Raw genomic sequence first — 12367 nt, 5'->3', positions numbered from 1 at the left:
GCGTGATGAGAGCGTCGCCGCCGAGGACCCCTTAGGTTTCCGCGGCATGGACGCGGAGCTCGAGCGGGCGCTGACGGTGCACGCCGAAGGGCGGGACGAGGAAGCGCTGGCGTTGTTGCAGGCGCTGGTCGCGCAGCACCCGGACGCGGCGGAGGCGCACCTGGCGCTGGCCCCGGTGCTGGTCGGGGCGGGGCGCTTCGAGGAGGCGGCGGCGCACGCGCGGCTCGGCGCCGAGCGCGCGTGGAACGACCCGTATCTGCTCGTGCGGGCCGCGACTGCGGCGTGGCACGGCGACCCGACCGCGGCCAAGGTCTACCTCGGGCGCATCGACGAGCTCACGGGCTGGGCGCCGAGCTTCGCCCTGCAGGCGCAGGTGTGGCACCTGAAAGGGCTGCTGGCCTGGAGCGTGGACGAGCGCGAGACGGCGGTGGAGCTGCTCGCGCGCGCGTTCGCCGAGGACCCCGCCGGGCTCGGCACGGGCGCCGACCTCGCGATCGCCCTCGCCGAGCTCGGACGCGGCGCGCAAGCCGCCGCAGTCCTCGACCGCGCGCTCGAGGCCAGGCCCGGCGACCGCCGCCTCGCCGGGCTCAGGTCCGAGCTTCCGTAGGCTCCCGCTTGTGACCGCCACCCAGGAGCCGCGCCGCCTCGTGCGCGCCGACCCGCACGAGGCGCGGGTCTCGCCCCTCGAGCTGTTCTTCGACCTCGTGTTCGTGTTCGCGCTCACGCAGGTGACCGCGTTCCTGGCCGCCGACCCGACGTTCTCCCAGCTCGGGCGCGGGCTCGTGCTGCTGGGGATCATCTGGTGGGCCTGGTCGGCCTACGCGTGGTTGACGAGCACGATCGACCCGGAGCTGCTGCTGCCGCGGCTGGTGATGTTCGGCGCGATGGCGGCGATGCTGGTGATGACGCTGGCGACGCCGGGCGCGTTCGGCGACGACGGCGTCGCCTGGGGGCTCGGGTACCTCGCCGTGCGGCTGCTGCACGCGGCGCTGTTCGCGCTCGCGGCGCGCGGGGACGCGGCGCTCGCGCGCGCCGTCCTCTCGCTCGTGGTCTCGCTGATCCCCGGCGCGGGCCTGCTCATCCTCGCCAGCGCGGCGTTCGACGGCACGACGCGCGACCTGCTGTGGATCGCGGCTCTGATCCTCGACTACGGGATCGTGCTGAGCCGCGGCGTGGAGGGCTGGCACGTGCACGCGGGCCACTTCGCGGAGCGGTTCGGGCTGGTGCTGATCATCGCGCTCGGCGAGTCGATCGTGGCCATCGGCGTCGGGGCCGAGGACGTCGAGCTGACGCGTGAGGTGATTCTGGCCGGCGTGCTCGCCGTCGGCATCGTGTGCGTGCTGTGGTGGCTGTACTTCGACGTCGTGGCGGTCGTCGCCGAGCATCGGTTCCTGGAGGCGACCGGCCTTGAGCAGCTCAAGCTCGCGCGCGACTCGTACGCGCTGCTGCACCTGCCGATGATCGCCGGGATCGTGCTGTTCGCACTCGGCGTCAAGAAGGTGGTCGAGCACACGAGCCACCCGCTCAAGGACATGCCGGCGGTCGCGCTGTGCGGCGGGCTCGCGCTGTACCTGCTCGCGCACATCGCGTTCCGGCTGCGCAACGTGCGCTCGGTCAACGTGCCGCGCGTCGTGACGGCGGCGGTGTGCCTCGCGCTGATCCCGATGGCGACGAACGTCGCGGGCGTCGCGACGCTCGCCATCTTGCTGGCCGTGCTCGTCGCGTTGACAACCTATGAAGTGGTGCGTTACGGCGAGGCGCGGCAGCGCATCCGGGCGGCGCGCGTCGGGCACTGATCCCGCATAGCGCGGACGCCGTACGGGAATGACTGGTCGGTCCGCCAGTTCACTCCGTCGTCGCGCCCGCCTAGGATCGCCTGAATCTTGTTCGAACGCCGCATCTCTCCACCCCGTCTGAGCGTCCTCGAGCCGGGGCGTCAGGCCACGCGCCGCCGACGGCGCCTACCGCTGGTCGTCCTGCCCCTGGCCCTGGCCATCACCGCGGCGGGCGCCGCGATCGTGCTGCTCGCTGCGCTATGAGCGCGCCGAGACGGCGATCTCGCGCGTGCGCCGGTAGCGATCGTGCATCAGCACGCTGGTCGCGCTGAAGCGCCGCGCGGCCTGGAACGCGGCGCGCTCGGCCTCCGTCGCCGTCATGTGCTCGGAGACGCGCTCGGCATCGTGGCGCACGAGCCAGGCCCCGCGGTTGTCGGGCTCGACGTGGATGGTGGTTTGGCTCATCTGGACAAATTCTCCGCTGCGTGGTCTACGTCCACGGTGTCAGGCGTTCGAGGGATGACGGTGAAGATCGCGATATGGCGTCGGTGCATCACCGTAGCGCCGCTTGAACGCGCGAGAGAAGTAGAGCTGATCCTCGAATCCGGTGCGATGGGCGATCTCCCCGACCGTGAGGTCGCTGAACCGCAGCAAACGAGCCGCTTCCAGCATCACCCGATCACCGATCAGCTGCTTGGTTGTCCGGCCGGTGACGTCCCCCAACGCACGTGCAAGTGCGCTTGCCGGAACCCCCAGCGCGTCGGCATACCACGCCGCGTCGTGATGGTGGGAGAACTCCTGCTCGAGCGTCTCGACGAAGCGGCGGTACAGGCCCGCTTCGTCGGGGCGCTCGGTGCGCGCCGCGTCATACCAGCGCTCCACCCACAGCAGCAGCGCTGAGAGCAGGTGACGGACGATCGGCCCGCTGCGCGCGTCCGCGGGTCGGTCGGCCTCGGCGTGCAGCGACGCGATCGTCGCCTCCAGCGCCGCGGTCTCCGACGGCGGCACCTCGACGGTGATCGCGCCCTGGCCGCCGACGAGCCACGCCGGCGCGTCCAGGATCAGCTCGGGCTCGAAGCGCACGACCGCCCCGTGCAGCCCGACCGCCCGCTCGAACACGTGCACGCGGCCGCGTCCGATCACGGTCACCGTGTGCGGCTCCACCGGAAGCCGCTCCCCGTCGACCGAGTGCCAGCCGCTGCCGCGGCTCGTCCACAACAGCTCGTGATAGTCGTGCCGGTGCGGCGGGCGGGCGCCGCGCTCAACCGCGTCTCCGAACGCGGCGCCGGCGAGCGTCACCACCTGCAGCGAAGCGGGAAGGCGGTCGACGGCGAGCTCGCGAAAGTCCATGGATCGGCGCGGGAGTGCCATGGGAAACGGGCCCGCGTCGCGCGATGCTAACGCCATGACCGCGACTCCCCAGACCCCGACGCTCCCCGCCACGCTCACGCTCGGCGCGGTCCACCTGACCGTCTCGGACCTCGACCGCTCCGTCGCCTGGTACCAGCGCTCCCTCGGCCTGCGCGTCCATGCTCAGGACGTCGGCCGGGCTTCACTCGGCGACGGCGAGGTGCCGGTGATCGAGCTCTACGAGGACCCGGCCGCGCGTCCCGCCGGACGCCACGCCGGCCTCTACCACTACGCGCTGCTGTACCCCTCCCGCGAGGAGCTCGCCCGCGCCGCCGTGCGCCTGTCTTTGACCGAGACGCCGATCGAGGGCGCCTCCGACCACCGCACGCACGAGGCGATCTACCTGCCCGACCCGGACGGCAACGGCATCGAGCTCGCGGCGGACCGCGAGAAGACCGAGTGGCCGAAGGACCTCGGGTACTCGCGCGGGCCGGCGCCGCTCGACTTTCGCGCGTTGCTCTCGACCATCGAGGGCGAGGCGCCGGCGTCATTCGTCGGTCCGGGCCTGCGCATGGGCCATCTGCACCTGCACGTCGGCGACGTCGACCAGGGGTTGGCGTTCTACCGGGACGTGCTCGGATTCGAGGGGCAGGCGAACCTGGGGTCCGCCGCGTTCGTGAGCGCGGGCGGGTACCACCACCACCTCGGATTCAACGTCTGGCGCGGGCGTGGCGTGGGGCCCGCTCCGGAGCACACCGTCGGGTTGCGGTGGTGGACGGTGGAGTTGCCGGCCGACGAGTTGGACGCGGTGCGTGCGCGTGTGGACGTCGCCTCGGAGCTGGACGGCGGGTTTCTGGTGCGCGATCCGTGGGGGACCGCGGTCGCGTTCGTCGCACAGGCCGCGTGAACGGCGCCACCGAGGGGGAAATGACTGGCGTTTCCGCCGCGCGCCCGCGCCACCATCTCCGCCCACGTCTTGCGGATCTCGTGGAAGCGATCACGCGCTGGCTTGGGTGGGCCGGAGCGCGATTGAGACTGCATGTGATCGTTTCGGACTCCGACCGGGACGAAACGACCACTTCGCCCACGTGGTCTCCGTAGCCCGTAACTTGACGGTACGCAGCACGGCGATGTACGCGCCGCGCGGGGCTCGGAGGCGCTGAGCCCGGGCGCGCGGCGGAAACGCCGCTCCCTTCCCCCCTCGGTGAGCCGTACTACGCGGCCTCGTCCAACAACCGCCGCATCGCCTCTACCCGCGCGGGTGAAACGCGCCGCTCCCGCAGGACCCAGGGCACGCCGGCAAGAGCACGGGCCGCTGCGCGCACGGTGGCCGGCTCGCGCGGCGCGCCCGCCAACGTGGCGGCGGTGCGAACCGCCGCGATCCGTGCCGGGCGGCGCAGCCAATGCATCCACAGCGCGTTCCGCAACACCACTTCGCGCCGCTCCGGTCGGTCCCGCGAGGTCTCCGGAGGGCAGTGATGCGCGACGACCGAAGGCACGTAGGACAGCTGCCACCCGGCCGCGACCAGGTCGCCCGCGAGCAGCGCCTCCTCCCCGCCGACGTGGAGCCGCTCGGAGAAGCCGCCCACCGACAGGAACGCGTCCCGCCGCACGACCACGGCGCACGCCACGAACCCCAGGATCGCGTGTCCCGGCTGGTCCGGCTCCCCGCGCAGGGGCGAGCGAGCCATCTCCGCGCACGTCGGGTCCAGTCGCTCGTCCGGCCCCACGAGCACGCGCGCCTGAACGAGCGCCAGCCGCGGATGCGCGTCGAGCACGGCGACCGCGCGCTCCAGCGCCCCGTGGGCCCACCACGCGTCGTCGTCCGTCAGGGCGACGTACGGCGTCGAAGCGGCCTCCACCCCCACGTTGCGCCCCGCGCCGCCCAGGTTGCGCTCGAGCCGGATCGCGTCCGGGATCGGCTCGCGCGAGGCGTTGTCCACCACGATCGCGGGCACGGAGTGCCGCGCGAGGCTGTCGCGCAGGACGTCGTGCCGGTCGCGCGTGGCGACGACGATCGTCACTCGCGGGTCAGAGGTCATTCGTGGCGAAGGTGTCGCACCGGCGGGGATCGCCGGCACGGTAGCCGGTGTTGAACCACTTCTGGCGGGAGGCGGCGGAGCCGTGGGTCCAGGACTCGCGGTCGACGCGGCCGGTGGAGCGCTGCTGGATGCGGTCGTCGCCGACGGCGGCCGCCGCGTCCAGGCCGTCCGCGATGTCCTGCTGCGTGAGCTCCTCGATGAAGCCGGTCTCGACGGCGTTGGCCGCCCACACGCCCGCGTAGCAGTCGGCCTGCAGCTCCAGCCGGACCGAGCCGGACGTCTCGCCCTCACGGTCGTTCCCGACGCGCTCGTCCGCCCCCAGCAGGTGCTGGACGTGATGCCCGTACTCGTGGGCGATCACGTACGCCTCCGCGAACGGCCCGCCGCGCGCGCCGAACCTCGAACGGAGGTCGTCGTAGAAGCTCAGGTCGATGTAGATCTGCTGGTCGGCCGGGCAGTAGAACGGGCCGACCGCTGACGTCGCGCCGCCACACCCGGTCTGGGTGGACCCGGAGAAGAAGTTCGTCGGCGCCTGGCGGTAGCCGCCGAGGTTGTCGGTCCAGTACGCCTGCACCGAGTTGACGACGCCGACGATGCGGCAGTCCTCGTTCTGGTTGGCGTCCGCGCCGGTGCGGCAGCTCGCCGACAGCTGCTCGTTGCTGCCGCTGTCGAGCGGCAGCGAGTCGGTGCCACCGACGACGGGGACGTTGACGCCGAGCAGCGCCATCACGACGACCACGAGGATCGTCCCGACGCCGCCGCCGACCGCGACGCCGCGCCCGCCGCCCATGCCGCGGCGATCCTGCACCTGGCCGGCGTCGAGCTTCGCTCCGGGACGGAACCGCATCGCCGCCGTGCTGCCCAGCGGGCGCGCTCCGCGCACGTCGTGGTTAGACGCATGACGCCCCGTCATTCGAGCGCCACGATCCGGGTAGGCGGCGAGCCGATGCTCATCAGGCACCAGCCCGCGCGCGGGATCGCGCTTCCGGGCGTGTTCAAGCCGCGCTCGGACACCTGGCTTCTGGCCCGCACGGCCGCCCGCGAGCCCGTCCGGCTGCACGCGCGGATCCTCGAGCTGTGCGCCGGCCCGGCGCTCGCGGGGATCGTCGCCGCCCGCACGCACGGCGCCCACCTCACGACCGTCGACGTCTCGCGCCGCGCCGTCTTCTGCGCGCGCGTGAACGCGCGCCTGAACGGCGTGCCGATCACCGCCCACCGCGGCGACCTGTTCGCGGCGGTCGGGGACGAGCGCTTCGACCTGATCATCGCCAACCCGCCCTACGTGCCGGGCGGAGCGCCGCCCAGCCGGGGTGCGGCGCGCGCCTGGCAGGCCGGCCCGGACGGCCGCGTCGTGCTCGACCGCATCATCTCCGAGGCGCCCCGCCACCTGGCGCCGGGCGGCACACTGCTGCTCGTGCACTCCGAGATCTGCGGCACGCCCACGACGCTGCGCGCCTACGCCGCCGGTGGCCTGCAGGCGGACATCGCCGCCAGCGAGCGCGGCCCGCTCGGCCCGCTCATGCAGGCCGTGAGCGACCAGCAGGACGAGGAGATCGTCGTCGCCCGAGGAAAGGCCAGCGCGTGAGTGACCCTTCGATCACCGTCTACCGCGACGGCCCGCTGATGCTGCGCGGGGACGTCCAGATCGTCGATCAGGACGGCAACGTCATCGACCCGGGCCGCGAGAAGACGATCGCGCTCTGCCGCTGCGGCAAGTCACGGATGCGGCCGTTCTGCGATGGCACGCACAACGTCATCCGGTTCCGAGCGCCGGGCGCGCTGGAGAACGGACGGGAGTGAGGAAGCGCTCCGCGAGCCAGCTCGCGGCGCCCTCCACCCCGACCTCGCGCTGACGCAGCGCGCCGTTGCGCACCACCAGGCGCGGCGCCAGCGCCAGCTCGTCGGCGCAGCCGAGCCGCTCGGCCACCGGGGCGAGCGTCTCCACGCGCTCGAGCAGGATGTCGCGCACCGGGCGCTCCTCCCCGGTCCGCAGGTCCGTGAACGTCGCCTCGACGCCGTGCCGCAGCGCCGCCCAGCGGTTCTCGGCGATCTTCCACGACGTCACCGTCTCCAGGTCGTCGCGCTCAGCGAGCCATCCGACCAGCGCGTGCGCGTAGGCGGCGACGGCGGCCGCCTCCTCGAGCGTCGTCTGCGCGTCGCACACGCGGATCTCGAGCGTCCCGAACTTCGGATGCGGACGCAGCTCCCACCACCACGAGCCGGGGTCCTTGACCCACCGCAGCGCCTCCTCGTACTCGTCCCAGGAGGCGAACGCGGGCGGGACGTTCTGGCGCGGGAGCAGCCCGCCGATCAGCGGGCGCACCGACGCGAAGCCGGTGTCCCGGCCGGCGAGGAACGGCGCGTTCGCGGCCAGCGCCGCCAGCTCCGGCAGGTGCGAGCGCAGTGCGTTGTAGACCTCCAGCGACCGCTCGGCCGACCCGATCGCGACGTGCACCTGCAGCGCGCTCACCAGCTGGGTGCGCGCGACGTCCCCGTAGCGGGCGAGGATGGCGTCGTAGCGCTCGCCCGCGTTGAGCTCGCCGAGCGGCGCCGTGAACGGGTGCACCGCGGCGACGGCCGGGCGGGCGAGATCGCCGCACGCTGCGGCCAGCTCCCGCCGGCCCTCGGCGAGCGCCGCGATCGCCTCCCCCACCGTGGCGGCGGGCGGCGTGTCGAGCTCCACCTGCGCCGCGGGCAGCTCCAGCTTCGCGCTCGGGATCCGCGTGCCGATCGGTGCGAGGTCGAACGTGACCGGGTCGAGGAGCATGACCTCCTCCTCGAGCCCGACCGTCAGCGGCTCAACCGAATCGAAGAGCTCTCTCACTGTGCCGCGAGCACGCCGCCGTCATACAGAGACGACTCCCCAGCCTCCCAGCGCTCCATCATGTGCCGCGCCCAGCGCCCGTCGACCGCCATCAGCGCCCGCGCGCCCCACAGCACGTCGGCGCCCAGCCGGCGGTCCTGGCGCGCGAGTCCGCCCGCGAGGTCGACGGCCGCGATGCTCTCGTGCACGGCGTCGGCGACCACGTGGACATCGAAGAACGCGACCGCGTCCTCGCTGTCCCAGCCGAGCCGGCGCAGGCCCGAGCCGTAGCGGCGGTTGGGCACCGAGGACGTCATCTCGAACAGCGCGAGGTGCCCGACGATTCCGCCGCGGCGGCGCCGGTGCAGGCCCATCCAGGACATCAGGTTCACGGTGGCGAGCGTCACCCCGGGGATCTTGTCGAGGTAGGCGCCGTACGTCGAGTCGAGCTCCAGCGCCTCCATCGAGCGCGCGAACAGCTGCGCGTGCACCTGATCGGGCCGGCCCTCGCCGTACTCGTCGGCCTGGATCTCCACCAGCGCCGCCTTCGGCACGCCGTGCAGGCGCGGGATCGCCCACGAGTGCGGGTCGGCCTCCTTGAGCTGGTAGGCCGAGCGGTGGATCAGGAACTCGAGCACGTGCTCGCGCGTGGCCTCGCGCTCGATGAAGGTCGAGACCGACGGGGCGTCGTCGGACTGCATCAGCTCGCGGATCTCGACGTCGATGCGGTCGGGCTCCGGCGGCTCACCGGGCGTGCCGGCGAGCTCGTGCACGTCGGCCTCGAACTCGCGTTCGAGCACGGCGCGGAACGCGAGCAGGCCGGGGTCCCACTCCCACGCGTCGTCGACACCCTCGAAGCCGCGATAGTGCAGCTCGTAACAGCAGTAGAGCGCGAGCTGCAGGTCCTCGAACGCGAACGGCGCTTCGGGCAGCGCGAGCGGGGTGGGCGACTGGCGGAGCGCTGCGAACAGCGCCTCGCTGACGGGTCCGCGGGGCTGGGGAAGGCTGGCCATGCCCCCGCCCTACCCAGCCTGCACGATTTCCTACGGGCGCGCGGCCGCGAGCGGACCGTCGAGGTCCTCGGCGCAGCGGGTCAAGCTCGGCCCTTGAGCCGCGCGCCAAGTGCCCGCCGCCGCGCCGAGCTACCGGGCGCGGGCGCGATCAGCCGGTCCGTGATCGCGCCCGTCGTGAACGAGAAGACCGCCTTGTGCGCCACGTCGATCACCAGCTCGTCGCGCGGCCACGTCCACGGCGGCGCGCCCACGCCGGTCGCGTTCTCGAGCATCTGGTCGATGCTCAGCCGCAGGTGGGTGTGCATCGCCGACGCCCACGGCCCGCGCAGGTTCGCGGCGCTCATCGTCCCGCGCAGCACACCCGCGAGCGCGCCCGTCCCGAAGTGCATCGCCAGATTGCGTGCGATCCGCTCGTCGTCAGGCTTGGACAGCCGCAGCAGGTGCGCGAGCGTCTTGGCCGGCACGAACGACGACGGGCGGTGCGTGAAGAGCTGTTCGAGGCGTGCGGTGAGCGCCATGGCCGCGGCTCCGGCGAGCCCGGCCGCGGCGCCGCCGGCGATGGTCCTGGCGACGGGAGGCATGCGCGGGCGCTACCCACTCACAGGGTCCGCGTACGCTGCTCGACGCCCGGGCCGCCGTAGGGGTAGTCGGCGGGCGCGGGGTCGCTGGCGGCGTTCAAGCGCTCGGTCTCCTCGGCCGTCAGGTGCAGTCCGGCGGCGCCGAGGTTGTCCTCGAGCTGCTCGATCGTGCGCGCGCCGAGGATCACGGACGTGACCCGCGGGCGGTCGACGAGCCAGGCGAGCGCGACCTGGGCCATCGAGGCACCGCGCTCGCCGGCGATCCGCTGGACCGCGTCGATCACGTCCCACGTGCGCTGCTGGGTGCTGCGGCGGTCGTAGGCCTCGACACCGCGGTTCGGGTCCTCCCCCAGCCGCGTCGCGCCGCTCGGCCGCTCTTCGCGCGTGTACTTGCCGGTCAGCCAGCCGCCGCCGAGCGGCGACCACGGCAGCAACCCGAGCCCGTTCTCCGCACATGCGGGGATGATCTCCCACTCGATCTCGCGGACGAGGAGGTTGTACTGCGGCTGCAGCGTGACCGGGCGGGCGAGGCCACGGAACGCCGCCAGGTCCGCGACCTTCTGTACCTGCCAGCCCGCGTAGTTGGACAGCCCGAGGTAGCGGACCCGGCCCGCGCGCACGGCGTCGTCGAGGAAGCTCCACGTCTCCTCCAGGGGCGTGAGCGGGTCCCAGGCGTGCACCTGGTAGAGATCCACCGCGTCGACCTGCAGGCGCTGGAGCGAAGCGTCGAGCGCACGGCTCAGGTGGCGGCGCGAGAGGCCGACGTCGTTGGCGTCTTCGCCCATCGGGAAGCGGCCCTTGGTCGCCAGCACGACGCGGTCGCGCGCTTCGGGGCGGCTCGCGAGCCAGCGGCCGATGATCTCCTCCGACGCGCCGCGCGTGTAGACGTCCGCGGTGTCGATCAAGTTGCCGCCGGCCGCGACGAACGCGTCGAGCTGCGCGTGCGCGCCCGCCTCGTCGGTCTCGTGGCCGAAGGTCATCGTGCCCAGCGTCAGCGTCGAGACGACGCAGCCGCTGATTCCCAGGGTGCGGTGCTCCATGGGGGCAGCCTCCCCACATGGCCCAGGATCAGACCACCAAGCAGGACCCCACCACGCAGTTCCCGCAGCCCGAGCAGCCCGAGCAGCAGCTCGAGCATCCGGGCCTGGAGTCCGACATGACGCCGAAGCCCGACTACGGCGAGGACAGCTACCGCGGCAGCGGCCGGCTGGAGGGACGCAAGGCGCTGATCACGGGCGGCGACTCGGGCATCGGCCGGGCGGTGGCGCTCGCGTTCGCGCGTGAGGGCGCGGACGTCGTCATCACGCACCTGCCTGAGGAGGAGTCCGACGCGACGCAGACGCTCGCCGTCGTCAAGGACGCGGGCCGCAAGGGCCTGGCCCTGGCGGGGGACCTCACCGACGCGAGCTTTTGCACGGAGATCGTCGAGCGCACCGTGGCCGAGCTCGGTGGCATCGACATCCTGGTCAACAACGTGGCGTTCCAGATGTCGCACGAGGGCCTCGACGACCTCAGCGACGAGGAGATCGTCCGCACGTTCAACACGAACATCATCTCGTTCTTCCGCACCACCAAGGCCGCGCTCAAGCACATGGAGCCCGGCTCGGCGATCATCAACACCGCCTCCGAGCAGGCGTTCCAGCCCTCGCCGAACCTGCTGGCCTACGCCGCCACCAAGGGTGCGATCGTCAACTTCACCAAGAACCTCGGCCAGCTGTTGATCGAGCAGGGCATCCGCGTCAACGGCGTCGCGCCCGGCCCGGTGTGGACCCCGCTGATCCCGGCGACGATGCCGCCGGACAAGGTCGCCTCCTTCGGCGAGCAGGCCCCGATCAAGCGTGCGGCGCAGCCCGTCGAGCTCTCCCCCGCCTACGTGTTCCTCGCCTCGCAGGAGTCCAGCTACATCGCCGGCGAGACGATCAAGGTCCTCGGCGGCACGCCCGCGTAGCTCGGACGTCCGCGCGCAGACGTTGCCGCGCCGACGGCGCGGCTGGAAGGGTCGCCCGGCGGCGGCGACCCTGGGCGCCCTGATGTCCACCGCCGCACGGATCCTCACCGAGCTGCAGCGCGCGCTCACCGCTTCGGACCCGCTCGACGCCCTGAACGCGCTCACCCACCTGCGCGCCGCACTCGACACCTACGAGCACGAGCAGGTCCGCCGCGCCCTCGACCAGGGCGAGAGCTTCGCCGCGATCGCGCGCGAGGTCGGCATCTCCCGGCAGGCCGCGCACCGGCGCTACCGCGGGTTGACGATCGAGCCGCCGACCTACACGCCGCGGATGCTGCGCGTGCTGGCGCTGGCGCGCTCGGAGGCCGCGCGCGAGGGCGCGGACAGCGTCGAGGTCGAGCACGTCATGCGCGTGCTCGCCGGGCAGGCGAGGACGCCGGTCGCCTCGGACGGCCCGACGCGGATCGGTCCACGGCTGCGGCGGCTGCTGCGCGAGCAGGCCCGCCCGATCGACGTCGAGGACGTCGAGCGCGCGATCGCCGCGGCGCCCGTGGGATGATCCGGAAGCGTCAAATGCGCTTGGCGACGCCCCCGCGATCCGGGCAGGCGAGCAGCGACATGGCGACCAGCTCACGCTGCGTGAGCGGCCGGCGCGGCTCGGCTTCCGGCTTGGCGGGAGGCGCGACTTCGCGCACCTGCGGTACCGAATACTGATGAGGCGAGGTGGACAGCCCGGCGTTCATGGTGGGCCGAAACTAGCCGGACCTGAGCAACCGGTCAAGCTGAAGTTGGCCGACTTGCGTACGACAATCGTCCAAAAGGTGTCCAGCCAGCGCCATCCGTAACGGATGTGGCGTT

The 12367-nt window shown here is 72.7% G+C and carries 17 protein-coding genes; 8 read left to right on the top strand and 9 right to left on the bottom strand.

Annotated elements, in window-relative coordinates:
- Window positions 1-46: 46 nt before the first annotated feature.
- The 3 genes from OJ962_RS04540 (at window position 47) to OJ962_RS04530 (ending at window position 2039) form a co-directional block, all read left to right on the top strand.
- On the top strand, window positions 47-607 hold the full coding sequence (locus OJ962_RS04540; protein ID WP_202953625.1) for a tetratricopeptide repeat protein: 561 nt from the start codon (window positions 47-49) through the stop codon (window positions 605-607).
- A gap of 10 nt (window positions 608-617) precedes the next feature.
- Window positions 618-1796, top strand: a complete 1179-nt coding sequence (locus OJ962_RS04535) for a low temperature requirement protein A (RefSeq protein ID WP_202953624.1) — start codon at window positions 618-620, stop codon at window positions 1794-1796.
- Between the two features lie 87 nt (window positions 1797-1883).
- The gene (locus tag OJ962_RS04530) at window positions 1884-2039 is read left to right on the top strand and encodes a hypothetical protein (protein WP_202953623.1); all 156 of its coding nucleotides are present in this window, start codon (window positions 1884-1886) and stop codon (window positions 2037-2039) included.
- Here the strand turns inward: OJ962_RS04530 and OJ962_RS04525 are convergent.
- Together OJ962_RS04525 and OJ962_RS04520 are read right to left on the bottom strand one after the other, a co-directional pair.
- On the bottom strand, window positions 2034-2240 hold the full coding sequence (locus OJ962_RS04525; protein WP_202953622.1) for a hypothetical protein: 207 nt from the start codon (window positions 2238-2240) through the stop codon (window positions 2034-2036). The two genes, OJ962_RS04530 and OJ962_RS04525, sit on opposite strands and share 6 nt — an antisense overlap.
- A gap of 39 nt (window positions 2241-2279) precedes the next feature.
- Window positions 2280-3224 (bottom strand): helix-turn-helix transcriptional regulator, encoded by a 945-nt coding sequence (locus OJ962_RS04520; RefSeq protein ID WP_270006210.1) that lies wholly within the window; start codon window positions 3222-3224, stop codon window positions 2280-2282.
- On the opposite strand from OJ962_RS04520, the gene OJ962_RS04515 reads away from it, so the two are divergent.
- Complete coding sequence (locus OJ962_RS04515; RefSeq protein ID WP_202953620.1) at window positions 3181-4032, top strand: VOC family protein; 852 nt, start codon at window positions 3181-3183, stop codon at window positions 4030-4032. The genes OJ962_RS04520 and OJ962_RS04515 overlap by 44 nt on opposite strands.
- A gap of 307 nt (window positions 4033-4339) precedes the next feature.
- On the opposite strand, the gene OJ962_RS04510 is transcribed toward OJ962_RS04515, so the two are convergent.
- Both OJ962_RS04510 and ypfJ read right to left on the bottom strand, forming a co-directional pair.
- Window positions 4340-5167, bottom strand: coding sequence for a glycosyltransferase family 2 protein (locus tag OJ962_RS04510; protein WP_202953619.1), 828 nt, complete (start codon window positions 5165-5167; stop codon window positions 4340-4342).
- A complete protein-coding gene (gene ypfJ, locus OJ962_RS04505) occupies window positions 5157-6014 on the bottom strand; it encodes a KPN_02809 family neutral zinc metallopeptidase (protein ID WP_202954287.1) in 858 nt (285 codons plus the stop codon). Before ypfJ ends, OJ962_RS04510 begins: the two co-directional genes overlap by 11 nt.
- 99 nt (window positions 6015-6113) lie before the next feature.
- On the opposite strand from ypfJ, the gene OJ962_RS04500 reads away from it, so the two are divergent.
- Window positions 6114-6752 carry a HemK2/MTQ2 family protein methyltransferase gene (locus OJ962_RS04500; protein WP_202953618.1) on the top strand — a complete coding sequence of 213 codons (639 nt, stop codon included), beginning with the start codon at window positions 6114-6116 and terminating at the stop codon, window positions 6750-6752.
- The gene (locus OJ962_RS04495; protein ID WP_270006209.1) at window positions 6749-6967 is read left to right on the top strand and encodes a CDGSH iron-sulfur domain-containing protein; all 219 of its coding nucleotides are present in this window, start codon (window positions 6749-6751) and stop codon (window positions 6965-6967) included. The genes OJ962_RS04500 and OJ962_RS04495 overlap by 4 nt, the downstream gene beginning before the upstream one ends.
- On the opposite strand, the gene OJ962_RS04490 is transcribed toward OJ962_RS04495, so the two are convergent.
- The 4 genes from OJ962_RS04490 to OJ962_RS04475 form a co-directional block, all read right to left on the bottom strand.
- Window positions 6921-7991, bottom strand: coding sequence for a carboxylate-amine ligase (locus tag OJ962_RS04490; RefSeq protein WP_202953617.1), 1071 nt, complete (start codon window positions 7989-7991; stop codon window positions 6921-6923). The two genes, OJ962_RS04495 and OJ962_RS04490, sit on opposite strands and share 47 nt — an antisense overlap.
- Window positions 7988-8983 carry an iron-containing redox enzyme family protein gene (locus OJ962_RS04485; RefSeq protein ID WP_202953616.1) on the bottom strand — a complete coding sequence of 332 codons (996 nt, stop codon included), beginning with the start codon at window positions 8981-8983 and terminating at the stop codon, window positions 7988-7990. The genes OJ962_RS04490 and OJ962_RS04485 overlap by 4 nt, the downstream gene beginning before the upstream one ends.
- 80 nt (window positions 8984-9063) lie before the next feature.
- On the bottom strand, window positions 9064-9564 hold the full coding sequence (locus OJ962_RS04480; RefSeq protein WP_202953615.1) for a hypothetical protein: 501 nt from the start codon (window positions 9562-9564) through the stop codon (window positions 9064-9066).
- 17 nt (window positions 9565-9581) lie between these two features.
- Entirely contained in the window at window positions 9582-10601 is a 1020-nt protein-coding gene (locus tag OJ962_RS04475; RefSeq protein WP_202953614.1) for an aldo/keto reductase, read from the bottom strand.
- Window positions 10602-10618: 17 nt separating this feature from the next.
- On the opposite strand from OJ962_RS04475, the gene OJ962_RS04470 reads away from it, so the two are divergent.
- A complete protein-coding gene (locus tag OJ962_RS04470) occupies window positions 10619-11509 on the top strand; it encodes an SDR family oxidoreductase (protein ID WP_202953613.1) in 891 nt (296 codons plus the stop codon).
- Between the two features lie 82 nt (window positions 11510-11591).
- Window positions 11592-12068, top strand: a complete 477-nt coding sequence (locus OJ962_RS04465; RefSeq protein ID WP_202953612.1) for a hypothetical protein — start codon at window positions 11592-11594, stop codon at window positions 12066-12068.
- 10 nt (window positions 12069-12078) lie between these two features.
- On the opposite strand, the gene OJ962_RS04460 is transcribed toward OJ962_RS04465, so the two are convergent.
- Window positions 12079-12252: a hypothetical protein gene (locus tag OJ962_RS04460; protein ID WP_270006208.1), complete on the bottom strand. Its 174-nt coding sequence runs from the start codon at window positions 12250-12252 to the stop codon at window positions 12079-12081.
- Window positions 12253-12367 lie beyond the last annotated feature (115 nt).

This window comes from Solirubrobacter deserti (assembly GCF_027587175.1).
Classification (GTDB): Bacteria; Actinomycetota; Thermoleophilia; order Solirubrobacterales; family Solirubrobacteraceae; genus Solirubrobacter; species Solirubrobacter deserti.
The sequence above is the reverse complement of the archived record's forward strand: the minus strand, read 5'-3'. Positions and strand labels throughout refer to the sequence as shown.

Bases quoted from the DNA above. Each gene is read 5' to 3' on its own strand.
- OJ962_RS04500 (WP_202953618.1), top strand. From the start codon at position 6,114: ATGCTCATCAGGCACCAGCCCGCGCGCGGGATCGCGCTTCCGGGCGTG.
- OJ962_RS04480 (WP_202953615.1), bottom strand. From the start codon at position 9,564: ATGCCTCCCGTCGCCAGGACCATCGCCGGCGGCGCCGCGGCCGGGCTC.
- OJ962_RS04485 (WP_202953616.1), bottom strand. From the start codon at position 8,983: ATGGCCAGCCTTCCCCAGCCCCGCGGACCCGTCAGCGAGGCGCTGTTC.
- ypfJ (WP_202954287.1), bottom strand. From the start codon at position 6,014: ATGCGGTTCCGTCCCGGAGCGAAGCTCGACGCCGGCCAGGTGCAGGAT.
- OJ962_RS04465 (WP_202953612.1), top strand. From the start codon at position 11,592: ATGTCCACCGCCGCACGGATCCTCACCGAGCTGCAGCGCGCGCTCACC.
- OJ962_RS04475 (WP_202953614.1), bottom strand. From the start codon at position 10,601: ATGGAGCACCGCACCCTGGGAATCAGCGGCTGCGTCGTCTCGACGCTG.
- OJ962_RS04540 (WP_202953625.1), top strand. From the start codon at position 47: ATGGACGCGGAGCTCGAGCGGGCGCTGACGGTGCACGCCGAAGGGCGG.
- OJ962_RS04515 (WP_202953620.1), top strand. From the start codon at position 3,181: ATGACCGCGACTCCCCAGACCCCGACGCTCCCCGCCACGCTCACGCTC.
- OJ962_RS04470 (WP_202953613.1), top strand. From the start codon at position 10,619: ATGGCCCAGGATCAGACCACCAAGCAGGACCCCACCACGCAGTTCCCG.
- OJ962_RS04510 (WP_202953619.1), bottom strand. From the start codon at position 5,167: ATGACCTCTGACCCGCGAGTGACGATCGTCGTCGCCACGCGCGACCGG.
- OJ962_RS04525 (WP_202953622.1), bottom strand. From the start codon at position 2,240: ATGAGCCAAACCACCATCCACGTCGAGCCCGACAACCGCGGGGCCTGG.
- OJ962_RS04460 (WP_270006208.1), bottom strand. From the start codon at position 12,252: ATGAACGCCGGGCTGTCCACCTCGCCTCATCAGTATTCGGTACCGCAG.